At 48.6% G+C, this 24,135-nt stretch carries 25 protein-coding genes and 1 tRNA gene; 5 read left to right on the top strand and 21 right to left on the bottom strand.

From position 1 onward, the window contains the following. The first annotated feature begins 1 nt into the window (after position 1). Positions 2-292: a hypothetical protein gene (locus RW092_RS10725; protein WP_316010192.1), complete on the top strand. Its 291-nt coding sequence runs from the start codon at positions 2-4 to the stop codon at positions 290-292. A 627-nt stretch (positions 293-919) separates the two neighbouring features. On the opposite strand, the gene rpsR is transcribed toward RW092_RS10725, so the two are convergent. Genes rpsR through rpsF form a run of 3 tightly spaced genes read right to left on the bottom strand, consistent with a single transcriptional unit; the run spans position 920 to position 2,009 of the window. Then, positions 920-1,189 carry a 30S ribosomal protein S18 gene (gene rpsR, locus RW092_RS10720; RefSeq protein ID WP_009223360.1) on the bottom strand — a complete coding sequence of 90 codons (270 nt, stop codon included), beginning with the start codon at positions 1,187-1,189 and terminating at the stop codon, positions 920-922. Between the two features lie 21 nt (positions 1,190-1,210). Continuing rightward, positions 1,211-1,684 carry a single-stranded DNA-binding protein gene (gene ssb / locus RW092_RS10715; protein WP_016314566.1) on the bottom strand — a complete coding sequence of 158 codons (474 nt, stop codon included), beginning with the start codon at positions 1,682-1,684 and terminating at the stop codon, positions 1,211-1,213. Positions 1,685-1,724: 40 nt separating this feature from the next. Next, complete coding sequence (gene rpsF / locus RW092_RS10710) at positions 1,725-2,009, bottom strand: 30S ribosomal protein S6 (protein WP_009223358.1); 285 nt, start codon at positions 2,007-2,009, stop codon at positions 1,725-1,727. A gap of 330 nt (positions 2,010-2,339) precedes the next feature. Between rpsF and RW092_RS10705 the strand changes: the two genes are divergently transcribed. Further along, positions 2,340-2,537, top strand: coding sequence for a YjzC family protein (locus tag RW092_RS10705; protein ID WP_028539963.1), 198 nt, complete (start codon positions 2,340-2,342; stop codon positions 2,535-2,537). A gap of 274 nt (positions 2,538-2,811) precedes the next feature. On the opposite strand, the gene RW092_RS10700 is transcribed toward RW092_RS10705, so the two are convergent. The 4 genes from RW092_RS10700 to RW092_RS10685 are packed head-to-tail and all read right to left on the bottom strand — an operon-like array spanning position 2,812 to position 8,104. Continuing rightward, positions 2,812-4,128, bottom strand: a complete 1,317-nt coding sequence (locus tag RW092_RS10700) for an MBL fold metallo-hydrolase (RefSeq protein WP_258956162.1) — start codon at positions 4,126-4,128, stop codon at positions 2,812-2,814. Then, positions 4,128-5,804 (bottom strand): ABC transporter permease, encoded by a 1,677-nt coding sequence (locus tag RW092_RS10695; RefSeq protein ID WP_028539965.1) that lies wholly within the window; start codon positions 5,802-5,804, stop codon positions 4,128-4,130. Before RW092_RS10695 ends, RW092_RS10700 begins: the two co-directional genes overlap by 1 nt. A gap of 4 nt (positions 5,805-5,808) precedes the next feature. Beyond that, positions 5,809-6,939, bottom strand: a complete 1,131-nt coding sequence (locus RW092_RS10690; RefSeq protein WP_085169961.1) for an ABC transporter substrate-binding protein — start codon at positions 6,937-6,939, stop codon at positions 5,809-5,811. Between the two features lie 34 nt (positions 6,940-6,973). Continuing rightward, a complete protein-coding gene (locus tag RW092_RS10685) occupies positions 6,974-8,104 on the bottom strand; it encodes an ABC transporter ATP-binding protein (RefSeq protein ID WP_084628936.1) in 1,131 nt (376 codons plus the stop codon). Between the two features lie 203 nt (positions 8,105-8,307). Here RW092_RS10685 and RW092_RS10680 point away from each other — a divergent pair, with 203 nt between their 5' ends. Further along, on the top strand, positions 8,308-9,213 hold the full coding sequence (locus RW092_RS10680) for a LysR substrate-binding domain-containing protein (RefSeq protein ID WP_028539967.1): 906 nt from the start codon (positions 8,308-8,310) through the stop codon (positions 9,211-9,213). Positions 9,214-9,342: 129 nt separating this feature from the next. Further along, positions 9,343-10,203, top strand: a complete 861-nt coding sequence (locus RW092_RS10675) for a hypothetical protein (protein WP_028539968.1) — start codon at positions 9,343-9,345, stop codon at positions 10,201-10,203. 107 nt (positions 10,204-10,310) lie between these two features. Here the strand turns inward: RW092_RS10675 and RW092_RS10670 are convergent. The 4 genes from RW092_RS10670 to RW092_RS10655 all read right to left on the bottom strand — a co-directional run bounded on the left by RW092_RS10670 (position 10,311) and on the right by RW092_RS10655 (position 11,955). Beyond that, positions 10,311-10,401: transfer RNA gene (locus RW092_RS10670), tRNA-Ser, on the bottom strand. 70 nt (positions 10,402-10,471) lie between these two features. Beyond that, complete coding sequence (locus RW092_RS10665; RefSeq protein ID WP_016314575.1) at positions 10,472-10,714, bottom strand: DUF951 domain-containing protein; 243 nt, start codon at positions 10,712-10,714, stop codon at positions 10,472-10,474. 67 nt (positions 10,715-10,781) lie between these two features. Then, entirely contained in the window at positions 10,782-11,660 is an 879-nt protein-coding gene (locus tag RW092_RS10660) for a mechanosensitive ion channel family protein (RefSeq protein WP_036701091.1), read from the bottom strand. A 61-nt stretch (positions 11,661-11,721) separates the two neighbouring features. Continuing rightward, positions 11,722-11,955, bottom strand: a complete 234-nt coding sequence (locus tag RW092_RS10655; RefSeq protein WP_036626237.1) for a putative Se/S carrier protein — start codon at positions 11,953-11,955, stop codon at positions 11,722-11,724. Between the two features lie 150 nt (positions 11,956-12,105). Between RW092_RS10655 and yyaC the strand changes: the two genes are divergently transcribed. After that, positions 12,106-12,714, top strand: coding sequence for a spore protease YyaC (gene yyaC, locus RW092_RS10650; RefSeq protein WP_016314578.1), 609 nt, complete (start codon positions 12,106-12,108; stop codon positions 12,712-12,714). On the opposite strand, the gene RW092_RS10645 is transcribed toward yyaC, so the two are convergent. The 10 genes from RW092_RS10645 to RW092_RS10600 all read right to left on the bottom strand — a co-directional run bounded on the left by RW092_RS10645 (position 12,686) and on the right by RW092_RS10600 (position 24,061). Further along, on the bottom strand, positions 12,686-13,186 hold the full coding sequence (locus tag RW092_RS10645; RefSeq protein WP_016314579.1) for a DUF4446 family protein: 501 nt from the start codon (positions 13,184-13,186) through the stop codon (positions 12,686-12,688). The two genes, yyaC and RW092_RS10645, sit on opposite strands and share 29 nt — an antisense overlap. A 28-nt stretch (positions 13,187-13,214) precedes the next feature. Further along, the gene (locus tag RW092_RS10640; protein WP_085169962.1) at positions 13,215-14,378 is read right to left on the bottom strand and encodes an aminotransferase class V-fold PLP-dependent enzyme; all 1,164 of its coding nucleotides are present in this window, start codon (positions 14,376-14,378) and stop codon (positions 13,215-13,217) included. Positions 14,379-14,529: 151 nt separating this feature from the next. Beyond that, positions 14,530-15,375, bottom strand: coding sequence for a ParB/RepB/Spo0J family partition protein (locus RW092_RS10635; protein WP_016314581.1), 846 nt, complete (start codon positions 15,373-15,375; stop codon positions 14,530-14,532). Continuing rightward, positions 15,368-16,129, bottom strand: a complete 762-nt coding sequence (locus RW092_RS10630; RefSeq protein ID WP_016314582.1) for a ParA family protein — start codon at positions 16,127-16,129, stop codon at positions 15,368-15,370. The genes RW092_RS10635 and RW092_RS10630 overlap by 8 nt, the downstream gene beginning before the upstream one ends. A 280-nt stretch (positions 16,130-16,409) precedes the next feature. Continuing rightward, positions 16,410-17,234 carry a nucleoid occlusion protein gene (noc, locus tag RW092_RS10625; protein ID WP_016314583.1) on the bottom strand — a complete coding sequence of 275 codons (825 nt, stop codon included), beginning with the start codon at positions 17,232-17,234 and terminating at the stop codon, positions 16,410-16,412. Between the two features lie 314 nt (positions 17,235-17,548). Next, on the bottom strand, positions 17,549-18,271 hold the full coding sequence (rsmG, locus tag RW092_RS10620) for a 16S rRNA (guanine(527)-N(7))-methyltransferase RsmG (RefSeq protein WP_316010191.1): 723 nt from the start codon (positions 18,269-18,271) through the stop codon (positions 17,549-17,551). A 3-nt stretch (positions 18,272-18,274) separates the two neighbouring features. Continuing rightward, the gene (mnmG, locus tag RW092_RS10615) at positions 18,275-20,161 is read right to left on the bottom strand and encodes a tRNA uridine-5-carboxymethylaminomethyl(34) synthesis enzyme MnmG (protein WP_316010190.1); all 1,887 of its coding nucleotides are present in this window, start codon (positions 20,159-20,161) and stop codon (positions 18,275-18,277) included. Positions 20,162-20,250: 89 nt separating this feature from the next. Next, positions 20,251-21,630 (bottom strand): tRNA uridine-5-carboxymethylaminomethyl(34) synthesis GTPase MnmE, encoded by a 1,380-nt coding sequence (gene mnmE, locus RW092_RS10610; protein ID WP_316010189.1) that lies wholly within the window; start codon positions 21,628-21,630, stop codon positions 20,251-20,253. A gap of 797 nt (positions 21,631-22,427) precedes the next feature. After that, positions 22,428-23,165: an RNA-binding cell elongation regulator Jag/EloR gene (gene jag, locus RW092_RS10605; RefSeq protein ID WP_316010188.1), complete on the bottom strand. Its 738-nt coding sequence runs from the start codon at positions 23,163-23,165 to the stop codon at positions 22,428-22,430. After that, the gene (locus RW092_RS10600; protein WP_028539975.1) at positions 23,162-24,061 is read right to left on the bottom strand and encodes a YidC/Oxa1 family membrane protein insertase; all 900 of its coding nucleotides are present in this window, start codon (positions 24,059-24,061) and stop codon (positions 23,162-23,164) included. The genes jag and RW092_RS10600 overlap by 4 nt, the downstream gene beginning before the upstream one ends. Positions 24,062-24,135: the final 74 nt, after the last annotated feature.

The following is a 24,135-nucleotide window of genomic DNA, read 5'->3' as shown; positions in this document are numbered from 1 at the left end:
TTTGGAGAAAAGGAACTGCTCCACATCTCCGGAAGAAGTATCACCAATAAAAATAGGATTTAAAGTAACAATATCCGAAAAAGTTGAAAGGACAATTGTACCTCCGTCCACCGGCTCATCTGCCGATGGTTCTGTTTCCGGTTCCGTTGTGTTTTCTGGAGTTGTGTTGTTCTCTGTCGGAGTCGGCGAATTGGAAGCTGTGTTATTGGTACTGCAACCTGCAAACAAAATACCTACGAGAGATAAAATAAGTAAGATGGACCATAATCTTCTCTTCTTTGCCACCATGTGAGTTGACTCCTCCTTGTTTAATTGTTGAGAACGTGCAGTTCGTCATGCCTTTCCTCTTGCCAGGATGTTCCTTTCGACCTCCCCCTTCAACACTCTCTAGTTGCTTCTCACAGTGCTTAATCCTGGACAAAACAACTCACTTACGCCCCTATGGCTCTATCTCCCCATGACTTATACCCTAAAAACAGAGACACAACGTCAGCCGTTTGTAACAAAGTGTGACATAGGTTTGATATAAACCATCGGTTAATAAGCATCTTAAGCCGGTCCCTATCAGGGATATGCACCAGTTCAATTATTGATCATAATACATGTGAAAATATCTTACGTCAATAATTTTTTTAGTCGATTGTCGGCTCCTAATTAACCCTAATTTACTAGTATTTTATAGAAATATTTAATATGAAGCGTTTACAAAAAGTTGAACGTTAATTTTTCTTACTTGTCCTGTACTATTGATGTTAACATTTTTCGAGTTCGTTCTATCTTTCTCGTCATAAATCGACTTTATTTTAAATAGGTTTACTTGGATTTGTCGTAAGCGAAGCTCTATGACTTAAGTCCTTTTTGTATAGAAACAAAAAACAACCGAACCCTGAGGTTCGGTTGTTGTTCTAACTGATCACGCTTATTCCGTTGTGTATGGAAGCAATGCGATTTGACGGGAGCGTTTGATCGCGATCGTCAAAAGGCGTTGGTATTTCGCGCTAGTGCCAGTTACACGACGAGGCAAAATTTTGCCGCGCTCGCTGATGAATTTCTTCAACAGCTCCGTATCTTTATAGTCAATGTGAGTAATTTTATTCACAGTGAAGTAGCACACTTTACGACGTTTGTTGCGGCCGCCGCGGCGAGCCGGTCTTTTGTCGTCTCCGCCTTCTCTTTGCTTGAAGCTCATGCTTTTCAGTCCTTTCCGTTGTTAAAATGGCAAATCGTCATCCGATATATCGATCGGTTTCCCGTCGTCGGAGAAAGGATCGTTCTGATTGCTGCGCGAGAATCCTCCGCCACGGTTGCTGTTGCCTCCGAACGGTGATTCTTCCCGCGTACCGCTGCCACCTGAACCGCCCTCGCGGTTCGATTCCAAGAAACGGACATTATCGGCAATAACTTCGGTTACGTATACACGTTTACCTTCGTTATTTTCGTAGTTCCGTACTTGAATACGTCCTTCAACAGCCGTTAACCGCCCTTTACGCAAATAATTCGCGCAAGTCTCGGCAAGCTGTCTCCAGGTAACAACCGGGATGAAATCCGCCTCACGTTCGCCCCCTTGCGAGGTGAACGGTCTGTCCACAGCAAGAGTAAACTGAGTTACCGCTACGCCAGCTGGCGTATATCGCAGCTCCGGATCCCGGGTAAGACGTCCGATGAGAATGACACGGTTCAACAATCAAATCCCCTCCTTCGGGCAATGGTTACTCAAACTTGAATTAGGCTACGTCTTTCGTGATGAGATAACGGATAACCTCGTCGGAAATCTTCAAGATCCGTTCCAGCTCAGCAACAACTTCTGGAGCAGCGGTGAAATTCACGAGAACGTAAATTCCATCACGAACCTTGTTAATCTCATACGCAAGCCGGCGTTTGCCCAAAACTTCATGTTTGGTAATTTCACCGCCGTTTTGGATGATGCCTTGGAATTTTTCGACTGTAGCTTGAACAGCTTCTTGTTCAACGTCAGGACGAATAATGTACATCACTTCGTATTTGCGCATTCTGATTCACCTCCTCTTGGACTATGGCCCCCAATACGTGTCCCGTTTGGGAGCAAGGAGCGAGAGTAAACTCGCACCGTAATAGTATATCAAATCCAAAGTCGGCACGCAAGGATCAGATCAAGTTCCCACAACTTGCCTTTGCTATTGATCACCATGTGCCCATACGATACTCATATCGATCGCTCCCATGCGCTTTACCATGCTAACCGTATGCTCCCTCAAATTACGCTGCCTGTAAATAATTATCGGTCCATAAAGATACATGAAAAAAAACGCATGACAAACAATATCCATGTAGTCTAATGCATTGCAAAGGAGGAACGCAGTATGGGTGAACAAACCGAATTCGAGGAAGGCATGCGCGCTCCGAACCCGGGGGTTTACGTTGAGGTAGGCGAGGCGCGCAGCTTTCATACGCAGATTAAAGATCCAAAACGGATCACGTTGAACAAGGGCGATAAATTCCCTGAAACGACAAACAAGAATCGCAAGTGGAAGAAAGAAGAAAAGGCTCGTGTTCACTAATTTATATTTTTCGTAATGGATGTGTATAAAACGAGGGAATCTGCACATAATACAATCGACGGCGACAAGAGAGGTGTGGTTCCGTTGGTCCAGATCGCTTTTCATGAGCTGTTAGGAGTCTAACTCAAGATTGGAGTAAGGAGAAACACCGCAAAGTTTTCGCTTTACGGCAAGGCTGCCTTCAGGGGCAGTAAATCCTATTCCTTGATGTGAGCATAGAATCTCCACAGTAACGCCGTCAGCAGGACCCTTCGGGGTCCTGTTTTCATTTGTTTTAGAACCCCAATTCTTCGCTTGGTTGCAGGGAATAAATATGTTGGTGGCCTTCCTCTAACAGTAATCTGCATACTTCGTCCGTTTTCACTTTGGAAGTATGTACAAGTAATGTCTTTAAAGCAGGAACTTCTGCAAGCATCCTTCTTACATCCCCCAGCCCTTGATGTACCTTGTAACGGATATGATGAACGCGGCAATCCGGTTTATTTATACCCCCCACCAGTATATTGTGAGCAAACGTATGACGCGCAGCATGTCCTGTAATCACGACCGCATGCTTGGGATCCCCGGCTACTTGATCGAAGTACCAGCGAGCTCTTGGGGATTCCATCATACCGTCACTGGTGAAAATGACACATGGCCCCTTCTGACCTAAGGCTTGAAGACGTTCCTCATTATTCTTCGGTAAAATGATTCTATGTCGGCTGTTATCCAGCGCCTGTCGAATTCGTTCGCTCATTCCAACCTTAAGCCATTCCGGCTGTTCCAGCAGCCGCTGCAGACCAGCCCATATTTTCTCTTCAACAATGATGTTATAGGATTCGAACTGCTCGCAGGTCCAAATCAGCATATCCTGGCCTCTTCCGTAAGCCGGCACAGGTAACAACAGATGCCCGCCTAGTTCCAGTGTCTTTTGAGCAACCTTGGTAAGATGAAACAGTTTGTCTTCTTGAGATTCTTGATCATTGCCATAGGCATTATCTACAATGGCTAAATCGGCAGGATCCTCCGGCCCCAAGCCAGCTCCCCTCTCGTTTTCCTTAGGCGAGTCAACAGCCAGCAGCAACGACTCCGAGCTATAGTCACCCGAGAAATAGATTTGGTGATCCTCCACCTCGAGCCGCAGCCAAATGGAACCAGCCAAATGGCCGCTCCTCCCCCACTTCACCCGGACAGAAGCTGGATGCATGCCCAAATCTGCCCATTGCATGGCGGGAGCCAGATCCTCAAGATAGCGGAAATGCAGTGCTTCAATATGCTCTTCCGTATATGGGAGCTTGGCGCCTCTGCCATTCACATAACTGCGCCAGTTGGCGAAATAGCTGCTTAATTGATCAACGGTTGGCCTGGTCGTCCAGATCGGACCTTTATAGCCGTGCTTATATAGTAACGGAAGTGCCATCGAATGATCCTCATGAGCGTGCGACAGAAAAACCGCCGTTAGTTGAGGAATGACCTCAGGATCGAGCAGCGGATACTGGCCTTCGTCTTCTTTTTTTACGCCGCAGTCCAATAATATCCGATGATGGTCGCCGACAAGTAAATAACAGGAGCGGCCATGTTCTCCGGCCCCTCCCCATATATGAAGTTTCATCATTTTGCATTCCACTTTCTTCTGGAGCCCAAGCTCTCGATAATTAATAACATCAAGGTGGTAAAACCAACCGAAACGACGGCCATCGCCATCCCTAACGAAACCTGCCCCTGCTCAAATTGAGCAAAAATGTAGGTGGCCGAGGTCTGAACTGAAGGTGGAAGGATTAATAGTGAGCCCACCAGTTCCCGCGAAGCAATCGTAAAGGTCATCATCCAGCCGGAAATCATCCCCGGTACAATCAAAGGCAGCATGATTCTTCTAAAAATATAAAGGGCGCGTCCACCAAATACTTGCCCAGCCTGAAATAAGGAACTGTCTATCTGGCCTGCAGCGCTTTTTACATATTGAACGGTATAAGGAACAAATAAAATAACATACGTTAAAATGACCATGCCATAGGTGTTATAGAGGTGAATGGGCATCCAAGGTGAGTTCCATAACAGGATGAGGCCAACCACCATCACGATGCCAGGCACGGTATTCGGCAGCAGACTTAACAAGTCAACCGACCGCTGTCCAATAGTACGTGAGCGTTGAATCACCAGTGCAAACCAGGTGCCCAGCACCACAGCAACCGTAGAAGCGACGAAAGACAACCAGATGCTGGACATCAGTGCCTTCATACTCGGTGTTCCCCAGGTGAGCAGCTGTTTATAGTAATCGAACGTCCAGTTGTTCCAAGCCAGGCCCACACCGCGAAGTTTCATCATTGAGGCCGCCAGGATCGAGAAATAAGGAACCCCGATTGAGAAAACAAGCAGAAGTCCCACAAAAATAGCGCTAATCCAAACTGGCCAGCCGCTCTCCCTCAGTGCGCCGCGGCGGCTGCCTTTCCCACCTACCATGCTGTAAGTAAAGCGGCGGCTCAGTATGGATTGGACATACCACATCAGCAGACAGGCCGTCAGCAGCAACGATGCCAGGGTTGTAGCTTTGCCGAAATCAATCGGCCAGCTGGAGATATATTTATGGATTTCCGAGGTCATGACCTCATATCCGATTCTTTTGCCAAAAGTAGCTGGTGTGCCGAACTCCGCGATAGTTTTAACAAAGATCAGCATGGCGCCCATGCCGTATGCAGACAGAAGCAGCGGTGCCACGATCCGGCGGAAACGATACAAAAACGGGGCTCCCATCACAGCCGCCGCTTCTTCCATACTCCCTCCAATTCGCTCAAGCGCGCCGCGCAGCAGCAAATACAGAAAAGGATAAAGATGCAGGCTCATAATCAATACCATGCCGCCAAAGGTGAAGAAGTAAGGCGTAATTCGGGATAGAGACGGGATCAGCTGCTCCAGGTATCCGTTCTTCTGCATAAATAGAATCCAACCCATGGATCCGATGTAAGGCGGCGTCATAAAAGGAATGAGCAGTACAATGTCCAACCACTTCCAGCGGCCGATCCTTGTAGCAGTCATTATCCAAGCCAGGGGCAAAGCCAATACCGTAGTACCAGCTATGACACAGATCCCAAGCCAAATGGAGCTAAACATTACACCGGTCAGTCCGGACTTCGCCAGCGTACGGAAAGGAGCTGACCACTGCAGCTCCCCGTTTCGATACACCGTTTGAATGAAGATTTCAATCAGTGGAACAACAATCATGACGGTAAGAACCAACAGGGCCAATCCGATAAACCAGACCCTAGCGGATTTGAGTGACAAGTACTTCATCATTTTATTTGAACAGCTGTGTAAATTTTTCAGTGATGTCTGCGCCGTTCTCGTTCATCCAATTCCAGTCCACTTGATACTGTCCAATTTCATCCAGATTGGCCCGGTTTTCCGCTTTGATATCCGTACGTCCCGGCAGAAGGGCTGCATCGGAAACCATTTTTTGAGCTTCATCCGACAACAGGTAATCAATAAATGCTTTGGCATTGGCTTCATGCTGAGTTGATTTCAGAATGAGTGCAGGACGCGGGCTGATAACGGTCCCTTCCTTCGGATACACGATGTCAACCGGTTCGCCTTTTGCTTTCGCCTTGTAGGTCATGTAGTCAACCGCAGCAGCTACGATGCCTTTAGCCCCCGTAATAACCGGATCCAATGCTTCCTGGTTAGCTCCGGCCATAGCGACGCCATTCTTCTTGTAGTCCTCGAACAAGGACCAACCGCTGTCTCCTTTAACACTCAGGTAACCGGTCATAAAGTCGAGCGCAGAACCGGACAACGACGGATCAGGGATGTTTACTTGGTCTTTGAATTCAGGTTTGGCTAGATCTTCCCATGATGTTGGCGGGGTCTTCACCAGATTGGTGTTATAAGCGATGCCCAGCGCTGATGCACTTGTGCTAAAGTAATTGCCTTCAGCGTCGGACCAATCCGGATTCAGCTTATCAGCATTTACGGCTTCCGGATAAGGGAGCGTTAATCCTTCCTGCTTCAAGCCTTGTGCAGATGGAAGAGAAGCCAAGATCACAACATCCGCCACCGGGTTAGACTTCTCAGCCTCCAGCCGGGCTAAAATTTTACCGGTCGTGCCTTGGAATACCTCAACCTTTACTCCGGTTTTCGATTGATAACCTTCAATCAGTTTTGTTGCCAAACCTTCCGGCCCTGCTGTGTACACCGTCAGTTTCTTATCTGCTGAATCGGAAGTACTGTTGCTTTCATTAGAGGCCGGTGCAGAAGCAACCGTTGATGCGGTATTGGTCGAAGCAGAATTGCCATTGTTCGAACTAGCTGCTCCCCCTGAAGTTGTGTTACTGCCGCAGCCCGTCAAGGCTAAGCCGAAAGTGAGCATTAGAGCAAGCGCGCTGCCTGTCCCCCATTTACCCTTTTTCTTGTTAGGAATGTGATTCGCCATGTTTCTTTTCCCCCTTGATTTATACTGTTATCCCTTATTTCCCAGCGATAGCTGGGCTTTTGCCGTAGCCTATCCCTACGACTTTTGCGGCGCTATTCAAACTGCCGACTTTGATATTCCCACTACCTTGGTTAGCCTGATCAATCTCCAAGAAACTTGTAACCCGGCCCTTTGGCAGGTATACATTTAAACGGCTTCCTACCGGAATTCGGCTGTGATGATAAGCCGTCCAAACCTCCTGTCCCTCAGCTTGAATGTGCATCTCATACCGATCCCCCATGTAACTAACCTGCAGGACCTCCACCTCATAAGACTGGCGGCTCCCTTCTCGATCCTGCTCCCAAAAGAGGTGCTCCGGTCTGAACATTGCAGTTGCAGCAGACTGAGTTCCGGATGCCAGCTCCAAATGCGAGCCTGGTTGGCTAGAATGCCTTAACCAGTTGGATTTGCCGATAAATCGGGCCACAAACGGATCTGCTGGCTTTCCGTACACCTCCTCCGGTGAACCGGTCTGCAAAATGCGTCCTGCATTCATCACCACAACCTCGTCGGACATCGACATGGCTTCAATCTGATCGTGTGTGACATAAAGGGCTGTCAGGCCCAAGTCTCTAACGAGCGCCATCATTTCAACACGCATCTCTTCACGAAGTACGGCATCCAGCGCGCTCAGCGGTTCGTCGAACAAGACAAGACGGGGACGCACGGCCACCGCCCGGGCAAAAGCGACCCGTTGCTGCTGTCCGCCAGACAACTGATGTGGGTACCGCTGTTCCATGCCGCCCAACTTAACCTTCTCCAATGCTTCCAATACCGTTTTGCGAAGTCCATTCGTCTGCCGACTTGTCCGCAGACCAAAGGCTACATTTTCAAACACCGTCATGTGCGGCCATAAGGCAAAATCCTGAAAAACCATACCGAATCCGCGTTTATGCGGCGGTGTCACCTTGCTTCCCGGTCCGTCATACAAAACTTCATCACCAAAAGAGATCAAGCCCTGATCCGGGGTTTCTAATCCAGCGATCATTCGTAGCAGCGTTGTTTTCCCACAACCCGAAGGACCAAGCAAAGTAGTAAACCGGCCTTGCCTAACCTTCAAATCAGTGGGGTATAAAGCAGTTGTAGAGCCAAAACGCTTTTCCAACCCTTTAATATATAAATCCATTAGGTTCCCTTCCTTGCCCAGTTAACTGGTAAACGGCGCCATGCCGCTTACATTCCTTAGTTTACCTACCGATTTCAATACCTGTGTTATAGCAATGTAAATGCAAAATTAATTTTTTCAATGATTTGTTTTAACATTCATAGATTAAATATATAGACATGGGCCCGTACAAAAGGAAGGGATTGTGAGGTTAAATGGAGATCATGAATCTAAATCTGCTCAAGCTGCGAATCGTCGAACTGCTTGAGAAATACAACAAGATTACAACCGTGGCTGAGATCTTAGACCTTAAACAACCAACGGTTACTTTTCACATGAAAAATATGGAGAGGGATTTCGGTGTAAAGCTGTTTGATACTCGTATGGGGAAAATCATTTTGACAGACGCGGGTTATGCCCTGCACCATTACGCTATTAAAATCGGGGCCTTGGCTTCCGAAGCGCAGCGAGCTGTTATCGAGTTTGATGCCCTAAGAAAGGGCCATCTCCAGATCGGGGCCAGCTACGTGCCGGCCACTTATCTTCTGCCCGTAATGATTCATCGTTTCTCCAATGAATATCCTGGTATACACATCTCCTTGTCCGTCAAACCAGCGCCGGTGATCCGGGAAATGCTTGAGAAACACCAAATTGACTTAGGTATTATTTCAACGGAACCTTTTATATCGGCGGAACTGCAAACGGAAGCCATCTGCGAAGACGACTTGGTGCTGATCTTATCGCCAGATCATGTTCTGGCCGCACAGCCTGAACCCACTGCGGATCAAATTGCTTCTTCCCCCTTTATTTTGCACGGTATGGAGTCCAGCACCCGCCGCTTTGCGGAAAAATGGCTTGAAAGCAACCGCCTGCGTCTTCCCTTCTCACTGGAGCTTGATTCTCTGGAAGCCATTAAACAAGCGGTGATGCTTGGCAAGTATGTTTCTTTCGTTTCTCGAATGTCAGTTGAGGATGAGGTACAACGCGGACTACTGCAAATGAGAAAGATACCCGACAATGAGGCCAAACGTTACGTCTATATGGCTACTAACCGAAACCGCCATCCTTCTGCACTGCTGCGCAAGTTTACCGCCCATCTGTCTCAATGCCTAAATCCTGACCAGCAATAAATCTTGGATGCCCTAAAGAAAATGTTTCTTTTTTTTACCAGAACATAAAACAGCTTTGACATCATCCTTATACAACCTCTTTAAAGTGAAGTCTGTAGGCATTCCCCACTTTAAAAAGGAGTGAAAATCATGAATATCAAAGCTAAGATTGTCAAATCTATGACTGCTACCGCATTAACTGCGGCTGTTCTGCTGACAGGCTGGCAAACCGCAACGGATGTCCAGGCAGCTTCCAACGCTGTCCCTTCTTACGAAGTAAAATTCCTGCTGGATGCCGGGAAAGTGCTAAACGCCGACGGCTCTCTGCAAAGCTCCGTAACCAGCGAATTTCACATCACAAGTCCTGCTGATCAACAGCTCGTGGAGTATTTTGACACCCATGCGCAGGATTTGAACGGCTCAGGCTGGAATGTCAGATTCCGCAAGAAGGAAGACAAGAAGAAATACGAACTGACCTATAAGAAAAGATTCACCGTAACAAACGGGGACATCAACGCCGCACTTACCGCAGCGAATCAAGCCGGCTTTGATTCCTCTGATGATAACTATGAGGCTGAAGTAGACTGGGGCTACAGCAAGCAGACGCTGAGCTTCTCAAATGATAAAGAAGAATCTGCATCCAAGGGACTTACCATCCCGTCAGAGAGCAAAGTATTGAACATGCTGGTAGACAACATTCCGGGTAAGCTTAAAAATACTAATGGGTCCGGCTGGGGGAAAGACATGCTAAAAAGCTCCCGCGCCCATGGCCCAGTAATCGTCAGTAAATATGAAGGTGAATTTAACGGTCTTGAAACGAATATCGAAGTCATGCCAATTCGAACCGAAGACGGTACAGGTATGGAGAATTTGATCGAGATCTCCTTTAAGACGGACAGCTACGGCGAAGCTGCATTAAATCGAACCAAGCTGATGAACACGCTGGAAGCGAAAGGTTGGCTCGTTCATGCCGATTCCCTTAAAACCAACCTGATTCTGAACCGGTACTAAGCTTTCATGTCACAAAGTCCTATGGGACAATCCATTCTTAGAAAACAAAAAAGGCCCTCTACGTTCATCACGTAGAAGGCCTTATCATCATCTGTTGAGTTATTAAATGGCGGAGAGGGTGGGATTCGAACCCACGCACGCCTTGCGACGCCTAGTTGATTTCGAGTCAACCCCCTTGGGCCTCTTGGGTACCTCTCCACAGCAAGAATGATTGTACCATGAATTCATCCGAAATGCAATAGAGAGGATCCTTCATCTCATAAATTACTTATTCCCCAGAAGGTAATTGCTCATCCGACGCCATATTATCGGGTGTTGGAGCAGCGGACCGAAGCACCTTACGCATATTTTTCTCGAACTTGGCCCGAGGCACCAACACGCTGTGTTTGCAGCCAACGCATTTAATGCGGATATCCATGCCCATCCGAATAATTTCCATTTCATTGCTCCCGCAAGGATGGTTTTTCTTCATCTGTACGATATCGCCTAATTGAAAGGATTTCCGCTCCATCACACATTCCCCCGATCTATTCTTAAATTTTTAATTAAATCCCAATAAATTGAAGCGAACCTTAGATCTATGCACGCCCTCGCTGGTTCTCCATCTCTTCTTGCTCCAGGGCTTCTTTGGCATACGCCTGAATCTGGCGCTCCACTTCCGATCGAATGGCTGGCGCACACTCCACCGCAATTCGAATAACATATTCGCTCGAAGTTAACGACTGAATGCCCAGTACATTCGGAACTTGAGGGATCTCCTCCTGCTCTCCTTTCAGGCGCTGCATAGCCCTTTTCAGCAGCTCTACGCTGTCCTCCAGCTTCCTGGAGTTGCTAAACGGCAAGTCAACCACCGCTAATGCGGTCCCCACGGAATAGTTCGTTACGTTCGTTATCATTCCGTTCGGGATGATGTGAACCTCCCCCGTCCAGCTTACCAGCCGTGTGGAGCGCAGTCCAATCATCTCCACCGTTCCCTTCAGACTTCCGGTTTGAATGACGTCGCCGACAGCAAACTGATCCTCCAGAATGATAAAAAAGCCGGTAATTACATCCTTCACCATGCTTTGAGCACCAAAACCAATCGCCAAGCCAAGAACTCCGGCACCCGCCAGCAGCGGTGCCAGATCAAACCCAATCTCCCCCAACACTAACATAACCATAATAAAATTGCTGGTGATGGTGGTGACATTCTTGAGTAGTTCGCCAACGGTAACTAACCGTCGCGGGTTCATATGTAACCGGCTTTTCTCCCTCTTCTGCAACGATCGATCGATTATTCGAAATAAAATTCGAACAAACAATCGGGTAAGGACAAAAATTAAAATGATTTTAATCCCTGAAAAAAGCACATCCGTCCACATATCCATATCTGTAAACCAATTCCATAATTTATCCTTCCAAGTGGTCACCGTTTCGGCCGCATCCTGGATCACTTCCGATTCATTCGCCAGCAGCATATCTATCAATCCTTTGTGAGTTTCATCAATATATGAGATATGAGTCAAAAACTGCAATGCTCTAAAGCTTGATGCTATGATAGCTCATCCCGTCGTGGGAGTAAATCCCTCGAATCTCTACGGATTCCGAAGTGATGATTTGTTTCACCACGTCTAACGACATTTGCGGAAAACGAATCGATAACGCACATCCTGCCGTGATTTCTTTGGGGGTAGGAAACAAATCGATCTCTACCTCAGCGTACTCCAGCAGCATCTCTGCACGCAGTGCCTGCTGGGTTGAATCAAACGCCATCACCAACCATTCCTCTTCCACTCAGATTCCTCTCCTTTTTACTCATTAAGACTTTGGTACGAGTATATAATACGCATTTCTTCCATATACTATCTACTAAATCTTTAAAGTGCGGATACGCACTTGATCTTCAGCGGAAAGGAAGATTCCATGTCACAGATTCAACCGACCATTCCAGGACAAGAAATTCCTTATTTAAAAATCCCTCATACCGAACCCGGCATTCATTCGGCCATCATTCACCGGTTGCTTCTGCATTTTGGACAGGTTACCCCAGGACAAGACATCGTTGTCGTCTGCATCGGGACCGATCGTTCCACCGGAGATTGCTTAGGCCCTCTGGTTGGCAGCGCGTTGGCAAAGTATCGCTGCCCATACTTTCACCTCTACGGTACTCTCGATGAGCCTGTACATGCTATGAATCTAAAAGAAACGTTAGATGAAATCCACGCCCGATTCCCTGACCCTTATATCATCAGCATAGACGCCTGCCTCGGTCAAACATCCAGCGTTGGATCGATTCAAGTAGTGCAAGGCCCCCTCCGTCCTGGCGCAGGGGTAAATAAAGAATTACCGCCGGTCGGCGATATCCATCTTACGGGCATCGTCAATGTCGGCGGCTTCATGGAATACTTTGTTTTGCAGAACACACGTCTCAGTCTAGTTATGCGTCTTTCAGAAATTATATCAAAATGCTTGTATACCGCGATCAAAGAGTGGACTCAGGGTTCTATTTCTTTAGCCCGGCAAGAGCTATAGCTTCCCGTTCTTCCGGAGAGAGCGCATGCGGTGACTCCCCTTTTTCCAAGCCCTTAGCATATACAAATGAACCATCGCGGTTGTACAGGCCCGTTAGGACTACGCCATCTTGCTGATCATTAATGATCGCAATGGAGAAGCTCAAGTCGTTCCCCTTTTCACCGAAAGCATTGTAGCGTTTGATTCCGATTTTTGATTTTTGCATAGGCATCCACTTTTGAATTTGTGTGAGTTGCTGCTTCTGTTCTTCCTGGACATCTTCGATTTTGTCCTGCTGCATTTTTAAATCGATGAGCAAGGTCTCCAGGTCTTGTACGCCGGCACCTTTCATCATCAGTTCGTATCTTCGTTTCATCTTACGAAGCTTACTTCCCTGAATCAAATTCCAGATCAACATCCAAAGGATCAGGAGAACGAAACCTCCAACGATCCAGACTAGTTGCTCAAAGATGAGATCATTCCATTCCCGCATGCGACTTTCTACTCCTCTGTGCTTGAGATCAGTTCATCAACTTATGAATTGCATCCACTAACTTCTGAAGATCTGCCTCGGTCGTCAGATAACCTACACTGGCGCGAACGGCTCCGCCTTCCAGTGTGCCGGCCGTTTGATGGCCTAACGGCGTGCAGTGATATCCTGCACGAACTGCGATGCCATATTCCCGATCCAGCACAAAGGCGACCTCCGAGGCATCTCGTCCTTCGATTGTAAACGATACGATACCCGTTCGAGGCTGACCGATCTCTGGACCGATCAGACGAACACCAGGAACCTCATACAGTTCCTTCATTAAAAATTGGGTTAACTCCCACTCGTGACGATGAATCTGCTCCACACCACGTTCCAGCACGGTTTCCACGCCAGCACCTAACCCGGCAATCCCGGGCGTATTCACCGTGCCAGCTTCATACCGGTCAGGACGTACCGACGGCTGTTCAAGTTCTTCGGATTGACTGCCTGTTCCCCCATGCATTAGCGGTTCTAGATCAAGATCCGAGCGGATGTATAATCCCCCAGTCCCCTGTGGACCAAGCAACCCTTTATGCCCTGGAAAGGCAAGCAAGTCAATCCCCATTTCCTGAACATTCACCGGATAGCACCCTGCCGTTTGCGCAGCATCCACCAATAAAATCGCTCCGTGTGCATGAGCTATCTGGCTTAAAGCTTGAACCGGTAAAATACATCCCAACAAGTTCGAACTATGAGAGCATACAAGTAAACGTGTGTGAGGGCGAAAAAGTTTCTCCACCTGCTCCAAATCTAATCGACCGTAAGCATCCACCTCAGCATAATCTACTTCGATGCCTGAAGTCCGCTTCAAAAACTCAAGAGGACGTCTTACCGAATTATGTTCAACGGTGGTCGCCACCACATGATCCCCTGGTTTTAGCCATCCTTTAATGGCTAAGTTCAAAGCCGAAGTTGTGCTGGAGGTTAACACAATATCATTGGGATTGGAGACTCCAAATAGCTGGGCCAGCTTGACACGCGTTTTGTACAACACCCTTCCTGCTTGGAGCGCCATCCCATGATTCCCTCGTCCTGCATTAGCAGCTGGTCCGTTTAGTATTTCCAACATCACTTCTCCTACCCTAGGAGGTTTTGGCCAAGATGTCGCCGCATGATCCAAATAGATAATGGATTTTCCCTCACGCAAACACATTCCCTCCTTAGGATATTGGTGTAAGTTTGGATTAGAGTTTCAACCTCACCATTCATTCCAGTTCAATCGAATGCCAGACCAAGAAATGACATACCCTCCTTCTGTAGCCCCCACTTTAGGAGCTATCCAAAAGTTGGATATGTCATTTCATTTATCCCGAAGTTAACATATCGAGCAGCCGTTGCAGATCCTGTTGGCTGTAATAGTTAATTTCGATTTTCCCTTTATCTTTATTCGCTTTAATTTTGACTGTCGTCTTGTACCGTTCACGCAGACTCTCTTCCACTTCTTCGATATAAGGGTCCCGTTTCTTTCCAGCCGGTTTTGGTTTTTCCTGCTTTTTGCGATCCAGTTGTTGCACCGCATTCTCCAGATCACGAACGCTCCATTCATGATCGATACATTGCTGAGCCAACTGCTTAATTATGTCTGGATCCTTCAACCCAACCAAAGCTCGGGCATGTCCCATCGATAATGTTCCACGTGAAACATATTCCTTCACTTCGTCCGGCAAGGAAAGCAATCGCAAAAAGTTCGCGATATGAGAACGAGACTTTCCTACCTTCAACGAAAGCTCTTCCTGTGTGAGCTGGAATTGATCCATCAGCCCTTGGTACGCTACCGCCACTTCCATCGCGTTCAAATTTTCACGCTGCAGGTTCTCGATTAGCGCAATTTCCATAACCTGTTGGTCTGAAAAACTCCGAACAACCGCCGGGATGGTTGTATTACCGCAATATTGTGAAGCACGGAACCGGCGCTCCCCTGCGATAATTTCATAACCTTTAAGTACGCTGCGTACAATAATTGGCTGAATAACCCCATGTTGCCGAATCGATTCGGCCAATTCCCGTATAGCCTCCTCATCAAAGGTCTTGCGTGGTTGATACGGGTTGGCACGTAGTTGGTTAAGTGGGATCTCTATAACCTTATCATCTTCCTGAATAGACAGTGCCGGGATCAGAGCATCCAATCCTTTGCCCAATCGTTTACTCATAAGATACCACTTCCTTTGCCAACTCAAGATATACTTCCGCACCCTTCGAACGAGGGTCATACGTAATAATGGATTGACCATGGGACGGCGCTTCACTTAAACGCACATTACGTGGAATCACAGTTTTATAAACCTTCTGCTGGAAGTACTTCTTAACCTCTTCAATGACTTGAATACCCAGATTTGTCCGGGCATCAAACATCGTTAGTAAGACCCCTTCGATTTGCAGCGAAGTATTTAAATGCTTTTGAACCAATCTCACCGTGTTTAATAGTTGGCTAAGTCCTTCCAAAGCGTAATATTCGCACTGAATAGGAATGAGAACGGAATCAGCGGCGGTCAAGGAGTTAATGGTAAGAATTCCTAGCGAAGGCGGGCAATCAATCAAAATATAATCGTATAAGTTCCGAATCGGTTGTAACGATTTCTTAAGTCTGACTTCGCGCGAAATGGTGGGAACCAATTCGATTTCAGCCCCAGCGAGTTGAATCGTAGCCGGGATGATATGCAAATTTTCAATCTCCGTATGTTCAATTGCATCTTTTGGATGAACCTCGTTAATGAGTACATCATAAATGCAATTCGCAACATCCGCTTTATTAATGCCAACACCACTTGTCGTATTCCCTTGGGGGTCAATATCGATCAGCAGTACTTTCTTTCCGATGGCAGCTAATCCCGCTCCCAAATTGACAGAAGTCGTCGTCTTACCGACGCCCCCTTTTTGGTTCGCTATGGCGATGATTTTAGACAATCCAGTTCACCTCAATATAATAGAAGAATCTCTTTGTAGTACTCATGTACGCATTCTAGGCTGCAGCTACAAAAAGACCTATAGCAATGCGTGGTGAATACACCTGCCGGTCGATATCGAGAGATGAGCAGCTATGAACCGATATATCCACCCCATGTACATAAGGATAATCATTATCCACATGTGCATAGATAGTTCAGCAATCGCATGTTCACAACTATTCAAGAAAGACCGAAAAAGAAGCTGACCAGAACCTCGCGGTTAGGGTCAGCGAGCGAGTTTATGAACGTTTCGGGATCTGAATCACAATTTCATAATGATCCTCATGATCCTTCTCTTCCGTTTTAATTTGCAAACCCGAACCTGTAACCATATCAATCGACTGGCGAATCGTATTAAGAGCCAATCGAACATCCTTAGTAAAGGAGATTCGTCTCGAAGGAGACTTTTTGTTTTTAGCTACTTCCTTATAAAAGGCAATGCGGGCTTCTGTCTGTTTTACATTCAGCTCTTTGCTGATGATTTCACCCAACACCTTCAGTTGCAGCTCTTCCGAGTCCAAGGATAGCAAAGCACGCGCATGACGCTCTGTAATCTTCCGTTCCATCAGCGCATTCTTTACCTCATCTGGAAGCTGAAGCAGCCTGATCTTATTGGCGATCGTGGATTGGCTCTTCCCAAGACGTTGAGCCAAGCTCTCTTGCGTCAATTGATGCAAATCGATCAAGTTTTGGTAAGCCATCGCCTCCTCAATCGAAGTCAGCCCTTCCCGTTGGAGGTTCTCGATCAAAGCAATAGACGCGGCTTGCGAATCATTGAAATCGCGCAAGATCGCAGGAATGGACTCTAGGCCCAGCTTTTTGACGGCACGCCAGCGACGCTCTCCGGCAATGATCTCATACTTATCATTCCGATACCGTACGACAATTGGTTGAATCACGCCATGAGTACGGATCGTTTGGCAGAGTTCATCGATTTTCTCGTCGTCAAAGATCGTCCGCGGCTGATAAGGACTGCCGACAATTTCCCCCACCGGAATTTGTCTCACTTCATCTCCGCTATTTCGTTCGGTTAGCCCAAACAATTTAGAAAATTGTTCTTTCATTCCGTCGATTACCACCTAATTTCAAAGTGACATAAGGCTAAGCCTTACGGATCATCCCCGTTGGATGACATTGCTCTAAACGAAATGCACGTTCGTTAAGGGTTTGTCCACCAAATAAACCGTGGCTTCAACACGTCCATCCAACCCTCAACCAACCCGATATATCTATTCTACCACTTTTTCCTCTATAATCCTATTCTCTAATTTAGATAAGTTATAGAAAAGAAATAGGATAGGCCTGCAAACGGACAAAAAGCCCCCTTAGCGATGTTTCACGTGGAACATTTTGCTAAGGGGGATACATCTATAATCATTTAAACCAACGGCGTTTTCGCTGGTATTCCTGGTTTTCGCGGATATTTCTTTGGCGTAGGAGCGGTTTTTTGGATCAGCACCAAATGACGTTCAGAGTTTTCCAATGGAAGAGAAAATGCAGGCGTGCTGACCCATTTCCCGTTCAGTTCGGATAAACTTCGGGCCGCTTCCTTCACTTCATCCTCTGGATTACTCCCCTTCATCGCCACGAATAAGCCGCCTGGTTTCGCAAATGGTAAACAGAACTCATTAAGAATCGCCATACGAGCCACCGCCCGGGCGGTAACCAAATCGAAGGCATCACGAAGGTTTTCCTGGCGTCCTAAATCCTCTGCACGTCCATGAAGCAGACGCACCTGGGACAACCCTAATTCATCCACCACATGCTGCAAGAACTGAATCCGTTTGTTTAACGAATCTACGATCGTGAGCTGTAGATGCGGAAAACAAATTTTTAGAGGAATGCCGGGAAACCCGGCGCCAGAACCGATATCCGCCATGGATTCGATCTCCCCCATCGGGACATGAAAAGCCAGGCTAATCGAATCATAAAAATGCTTGATATAAACCTGATCCCGTTCGGTGATCCCGGTGAGGTTCATTTTTTCGTTCCAGGAAACTAGTTCTTCATAATAACGTTCAAATTGCTTGAGCTGCTCCTCCGACACCGCAATGCCATGTTCCTGGAGCAGCGAGCAAAACTGGGCTTGTATCGAATCCAATAGTTACCCTCCCGCAGCCGTGACCCGGTTATAATGCTCTAAATACACCAACAAAATGGAAATGTCCGCAGGCGTAACCCCTGAAATCCGCGAAGCTTGCCCAATGGAGATCGGGCGGATTTTGGACAGCTTTTGCCGCGCCTCAATGGCCAGGCCTTGAATATCGTCATAGTTGATATTTTCAGGGATCTTTTTCTTTTCCATTTTTTGTAATCTTTCAACGTGAATCAATTGCTTCTCGATATAACCGGCATACTTGATTTGGATCTCAACCTGCTCCTGCATTTCCTCATCCAGCTCAACCTCAGATGGAGAAATCGAAGCGATATGCGCATACGTCACTTCCGGACGGCGCAAAATCGTCAGCAAATTGCTTCCGTCCTGAATGGGGGCAGAACCAATCGACTCCAGCAGCGGATTGATTTCAGACGGGCGAATCTTTGTCGCCTTCAACCGTTCAATCTCCTGCTCGACCTTCTGCTTCTTATCCAAAAACCGAGCATACCGCTCTTCCGAAATCAATCCAATTTCATAACCTAGCGGCGTCAAACGCAAATCGGCGTTATCGTGGCGGAGCAGCAACCGATATTCTGCCCGTGAAGTCAGCAAACGGTATGGCTCATTGGTTCCCTTGGTCACCAAATCATCGATCAACACGCCAATGTAGCCTTGCGAACGATCAAGCACAATCGGCTCTTTGCCTTGCACCTTGCGCGCAGCATTAATCCCGGCCATGATGCCTTGTCCCGCCGCTTCCTCATAACCGGACGTACCGTTGATTTGCCCCGCCGTGAACAACCCCGGCAATCGCTTCGTCTCCAGCGAAGGCCACAGCTGCGTTGGCACTACCGCATCATATTCAATCGCATAACCGGTCCGCATCATTTGCACATTTTGCAAGCCAGGAACCGAACGCAGCATCTGCAGTTGAACTTCTTCCGGCATGCTGGTGGAGAAGCCTTGTACGTAGTATTCCGACGTGTTTTTGCCTTCCGGCTCCAGGAATATCTGATGCTTTGGCTTATCGCTGAAACGTACGATTTTGTCCTCGATGGAAGGACAGTAGCGAGGCCCTGTGCCTTCAATAACCCCTGAGAACATCGGTGCGCGATGCAAGTTATCTGTAATAATTTTATGAGTTTCCTCGGAAGTATACGTCAGCCAGCAGGGCAGTTGTTCATTGTCCGAACTTTTAGTCTCATAGGAAAAAAACTTCGGCTTCTCGTCCCCCGGCTGAATCTCGGTTTGCGAGAAATCAATCGAATCCTTATGCACCCGCGGCGGCGTTCCCGTCTTGAAGCGAACGAGCTCAAAGCCCAGGTCCTTCAAGTTTTGCGCCAAATGTACCGAAGGTTGCTGATTGTTTGGACCACTTTCGTACATCAGCTCGCCCATAATGATTTTCCCGCGCAAATACGTACCGGTCGTCAGTACTACCGCTTTCGCACGATACTCTGCGCCGGTCTTCGTAATGACGCCCACACACTGGCCGTCCTCCACGATGAGCTCCTCGACCATCCCTTGGAGCATCGTTAGATTAGGCTCCTTCTCCAACGTTTCCTTCATCGCGTGCTGATACAAGAATTTATCCGCCTGCGCGCGCAGCGCATGAACGGCCGGGCCTTTCCCGGTATTAAGCATCCGCATTTGGATGAACGTCTTGTCAATGTTACGGCCCATTTCGCCGCCCAAGGCATCAATTTCACGGACGACGTGGCCTTTAGCCGGACCTCCAATCGAAGGATTGCACGGCATAAAAGCAACCATATCTAAATTGATCGTGACCATCAGCGTCCGACAGCCCATCCGCGCTGCAGCCAATGCGGCTTCACAGCCCGCGTGCCCGGCGCCAACCACGATCACCTCATAATTTCCGGCAGCGTAACCCATCTATCGTCAACCTCCTTTACCTTGCACCATTCAAAACGCTATCCGTATCATCATACCATGAACAGGCGCTGCTGATACGAAAGACCTCTTTATTTCCCCAAACAAAATTGCGAAAAAATCTGATCAATCAACGCATCCGGCGCCGAATCGCCAATCACTTCACCTAATTGCTCCCACGCCAGCCGAACATCGATCTGCAAAATATCGATCGGAATGCCGCTGTCCGCCGCTTCATAGGCATCTGCCAGCGATTGCTTGGCCTTCTTCAGCAAAGCGATATGCCGCACGTTGCTGACATACGTCAAATCATTGGACTCCAGCTCCCCGCCAAAGAACATCCGGGCAATGGCGTCCTCCAGATGATCCAGCCCTTCCTCCGTTTTGACCGACAACTCGACAATCGATTCCTCGGAAAAATAACGCCGGACCACCTCTCGATCCAACTGCTGCGGTAAATCAATCTTATTTAAAAGCACGATCGTGGACCGCCCCTGCAGTTGCTCCATTAAGGCAATCTCGTCCTCATGCAGCGCTTCGGCGCTGTTGAGTACGAGCAGGATCAGGTCCGCTTCGCTCACCGCCGCTTTGGAGCGCTCCACGCCGATCTGCTCGACGACGTCCATCGTCTCGCGGATCCCCGCCGTGTCGAGCAGCTTCAGCGGAATATTATTGATCGTCACATATTCTTCGATCACGTCCCGGGTTGTGCCCGGGATGTCAGTGACGATCGCTTTATTTTCGCGCGCCAGGGCGTTCATGAGCGAGGATTTGCCGACATTCGGGCGGCCGACGATCGCCGTCGTAATCCCCTCGCGCAGAATCTTGCCCTGGTTCGCCGTCTTCAGCAGCGCGTCGATGCCTTCCGACACCTCCGCGCACTTCTCCTTGATAAACGCCATCGTCATCGATTCCACGTCATGCTCCGGATAATCGATGTTCACCTCAATATGCGCCAACGTCTCAATTAACGTGTGCCGCAGCTTGCTGATTTGGCGCGACAGCTGGCCTTCGACCTGCTTCAGCGCCACGGAGAACGCCCGATCCGACTTGGATCGGATCAGGTCGATGACCGCCTCCGCCTGCGACAGGTCGATCCGCCCGTTCAGGAACGCGCGCTTCGTGAACTCGCCCGGCTCGGCGAGGCGAATCCCGCGTTGCTGGAGCAGCAGGTCCATCACGCGCTTAACAGAGATGATCCCGCCGTGCGTACTAATCTCCACCACATCTTCCGTGGTGAAGGAGCGCGGCGCGCGAAAGACGCTGACGAGCACCTCTTCGAGCTTCTCGCCCGTCGCCGGGTCCACGATAAAGCCATAGTGTACCGTATGGCTTTCCGCCTCCGGCAGCGCCGTCTTGGAGCGGAATAGCCGCCCCACTTCGGAGAGCGCCTCCGGCCCGCTAACGCGAATCACGGCGATGCCGCTTTCGCCCACCGCCGTCGATATCGCAGCAATTGTATCACTAAGCATGGGTTTCACCTCGCTAGTAGTTTTGTTATATAAGAAAGTTCGTAATTGTAACAGCTCCGCGCTGGTCTTTCCATTGTATCCCCTAGGGTTCCACTCAAACCTAAGCGCATCCCAAAGGAGACAACGTGACATTGCTCATAGTTCCTTCAAGACAGCGCAGTCTCTCTATTCTCCCCTTCGAAGCTTCCGCCCACATACCTCTACAACGTGAGCGCATCTCCGCAGGAGACAGCGCCTCCTTGCTCATAGTTTCTCCGAGATCGCCGCCGTCTCTCTACGTTTCCTCTTCGAAGCATCCGCCCTCATTATCCTGCTAACGTGAGCGTATCTCCGTAGGAGACAGCGCCTCCTTGCTCACAGTCCCTCCGAAAACACCGCCGTCTCTCCTCGCTCCCCTTCTAAGCATGAGCCCTCACAGCCAGCAGGAGCTCTAAAGTAGAGGTGGGCCCCGCAGGGGCGAAAAGTGACTTCAACCTCAACGTTCCTCGGGTGAGCTGAAAGCAGCAGTTTTGAGCAGCACGGTTTTCCAGGTAGCCCAGGTGCTCCCCAAGTAAGACGTACCCCGAAGGGGGGAAAAGCGTTCCTTGCACCAACATAGAGCGCATCCCCGAAGGGGACAGCGAGCAGGAGCGCCTCTTGACCTCCTACGTTCTTCCCCTTTGCGGGAGACCAGAGGGCCGCAGGCCCTCGGGCGCCCTCCCTTACGGTAAGGGAGGGGTGGGGAGGGTTGAGGAGTCCACCCTAAAAAAAATGACGCTTCCCCAGCTTACGCCGAGCAAACGTCACCTGCGTCTCATTCATTTGCTGTTCTTCAGAGTAATAACGACCCTCCGGTTGGGCTCTTCACCTTTACTATAAGTTTTGACCTCCGGGTGATCCTGAAGTTTGGAATGAATCACTTTGCGCTCCTGCGGCGACATCGGCTCGAGCGTAACCTCTTTACGCGTTCGAACGACCCGTCCGGCCAATCTGACGGCAAGGTCCTCCAGCGTCTTCTTCCGGCGCTCCCGGAAGTTCTCCGCGTCGAGGACGATGCGAATAAAGCTGTCCGAATAACGGTTAGCGATGATATTCGCCAAATATTGCAGAGCGTCGAGGGTTTGCCCTCTGCGCCCAATCATTAAACCTAAATCCTGGCCCGAAATGTTAAGCACGGTATGGTCTTTGCTATGGGAGATTTCGACTTTGACATCCAAGCCCATATTCTCCCCGACTTCCCGAATGAATGACGCCGCCTCCGCATAGGGATCCTTCTCGCTGCCCGTACTCTTCTCCTCCACCAAGGAAGCAGATGAGTGAGACATCGAAGGGGTCCTATTTGAGGAAGGTACTGATGCAGGTTCAGGTGCAGGTGTAGGTGGTTCAAGCAAAGTCAGCTCAACCTTCGCTTCCCTCACCCCAATCAGCCCCAGGAATCCTTTTGACGGCTGCTCTAACACGTTCACGGCGACTTTATCCTCGGTGGTGCCGAGCTTGGCCAATCCTTGTTTAACAGCATCTTCAATGGTTTTTCCCGACGTCACAATTTTATTCATTTCGATTTTTTGGCCTCCTTGGCACCCCTACCGGGATGACCGGCTTTTAGATTGGAGCCGCCCCGCTTCTTCCCTGACCCGGAAGAAGAACCGTTGCCTCCGCCTGCCGTAGCGGCAGCTGCGGACAAAGCTGGATCTTTCTTGCGGTAGATAAAGTAGTTTTGCGCGATCGTATACAGGTTACTGAAGATCCAGTACAACGGCAACGCAGCGGCGAAATTGTACGCCATCACAAAAATCAAAATCGGATAGACCCACATCATAAACGCCATTGGGCCTTGCATCCCTTGCGGGTTCATGCTCGACATCATCTTCGTTTGAATAAACGTCGTAATCGCAGCGATCGCCGGCAGGATGAATAATTTATCAGGCTCTCCAAGTTGCAACCATAAGAAGGAATGATCTCGGATCGCCGAGTTGTAGTAAATCGAGTTATACAGCGCAATGAACACCGGCATTTGAATAAGCAACGGGAAGCAACCCGCCATCGGATTCACCTTGTGTTCTTGGAAGAGCTTCATTGTCTCCTGTTGCTGTTTCTCCGGATTATCCTTATATTGCTCCCGGATTTTCTGGAGCTGCGGCTGAATGGCCTGCATTGCTTTGGAGCTCTTCACTTGCTTTAAGGTCAGCGGCAGAATCAAGGTCCTCACAATCAGCACCATAATCAGAATCGCTATCCCATAAGCGCCGTTAAACCATTCTGCAAACGTATCCAACGCGAGCGAGAAATAGTAAACCACATTGGAAGTCCACCATGATCCACTTGTCCTCATATCAGCCGTCGTGGTTGCCTGATGTGCATTCGAAGGCGCACAGCCTGCGAGAACCGCCACCATCACGGCCGCCAGAAGGAGAAGAAGCCATCTTCTTCGGTTAGTCATCAATCGCGACACTTCAAAACCCCTCTCTTAACCTATCCATTCAACGTAAATCATAACATATTTGAAGAGACAAAGAAACAAGCCTG

Source organism: Paenibacillus sp. 3LSP (assembly GCF_032465655.1).
Lineage (GTDB): Bacteria > Bacillota > Bacilli > Paenibacillales > Paenibacillaceae > Fontibacillus > Fontibacillus barengoltzii.
The sequence above is the reverse complement of the archived record's forward strand: the minus strand, read 5'-3'. Positions and strand labels throughout refer to the sequence as shown.

Bases quoted from the DNA above. Each gene is read 5' to 3' on its own strand.
- rpsR (WP_009223360.1), bottom strand. From the start codon at position 1,189: ATGAGCTTCAAGCAAAGAGAAGGCGGAGACGACAAAAGACCGGCTCGC.
- rpsF (WP_009223358.1), bottom strand. From the start codon at position 2,009: ATGCGCAAATACGAAGTGATGTACATTATTCGTCCTGACGTTGAACAA.
- RW092_RS10705 (WP_028539963.1), top strand. From the start codon at position 2,340: ATGGGTGAACAAACCGAATTCGAGGAAGGCATGCGCGCTCCGAACCCG.
- RW092_RS10700 (WP_258956162.1), bottom strand. From the start codon at position 4,128: ATGAAACTTCATATATGGGGAGGGGCCGGAGAACATGGCCGCTCCTGT.
- RW092_RS10695 (WP_028539965.1), bottom strand. From the start codon at position 5,804: ATGAAGTACTTGTCACTCAAATCCGCTAGGGTCTGGTTTATCGGATTG.
- RW092_RS10690 (WP_085169961.1), bottom strand. From the start codon at position 6,939: ATGGCGAATCACATTCCTAACAAGAAAAAGGGTAAATGGGGGACAGGC.
- RW092_RS10685 (WP_084628936.1), bottom strand. From the start codon at position 8,104: ATGGATTTATATATTAAAGGGTTGGAAAAGCGTTTTGGCTCTACAACT.
- RW092_RS10680 (WP_028539967.1), top strand. From the start codon at position 8,308: ATGAATCTAAATCTGCTCAAGCTGCGAATCGTCGAACTGCTTGAGAAA.
- RW092_RS10675 (WP_028539968.1), top strand. From the start codon at position 9,343: ATGAATATCAAAGCTAAGATTGTCAAATCTATGACTGCTACCGCATTA.
- RW092_RS10665 (WP_016314575.1), bottom strand. From the start codon at position 10,714: ATGGAGCGGAAATCCTTTCAATTAGGCGATATCGTACAGATGAAGAAA.
- RW092_RS10660 (WP_036701091.1), bottom strand. From the start codon at position 11,660: ATGCTGCTGGCGAATGAATCGGAAGTGATCCAGGATGCGGCCGAAACG.
- RW092_RS10655 (WP_036626237.1), bottom strand. From the start codon at position 11,955: ATGGCGTTTGATTCAACCCAGCAGGCACTGCGTGCAGAGATGCTGCTG.
- yyaC (WP_016314578.1), top strand. From the start codon at position 12,106: ATGTCACAGATTCAACCGACCATTCCAGGACAAGAAATTCCTTATTTA.
- RW092_RS10645 (WP_016314579.1), bottom strand. From the start codon at position 13,186: ATGCGGGAATGGAATGATCTCATCTTTGAGCAACTAGTCTGGATCGTT.
- RW092_RS10640 (WP_085169962.1), bottom strand. From the start codon at position 14,378: ATGTGTTTGCGTGAGGGAAAATCCATTATCTATTTGGATCATGCGGCG.
- RW092_RS10635 (WP_016314581.1), bottom strand. From the start codon at position 15,375: ATGAGTAAACGATTGGGCAAAGGATTGGATGCTCTGATCCCGGCACTG.
- noc (WP_016314583.1), bottom strand. From the start codon at position 17,234: ATGAAAGAACAATTTTCTAAATTGTTTGGGCTAACCGAACGAAATAGC.
- mnmG (WP_316010190.1), bottom strand. From the start codon at position 20,161: ATGGGTTACGCTGCCGGAAATTATGAGGTGATCGTGGTTGGCGCCGGG.
- mnmE (WP_316010189.1), bottom strand. From the start codon at position 21,630: ATGCTTAGTGATACAATTGCTGCGATATCGACGGCGGTGGGCGAAAGC.
- jag (WP_316010188.1), bottom strand. From the start codon at position 23,165: ATGAATAAAATTGTGACGTCGGGAAAAACCATTGAAGATGCTGTTAAA.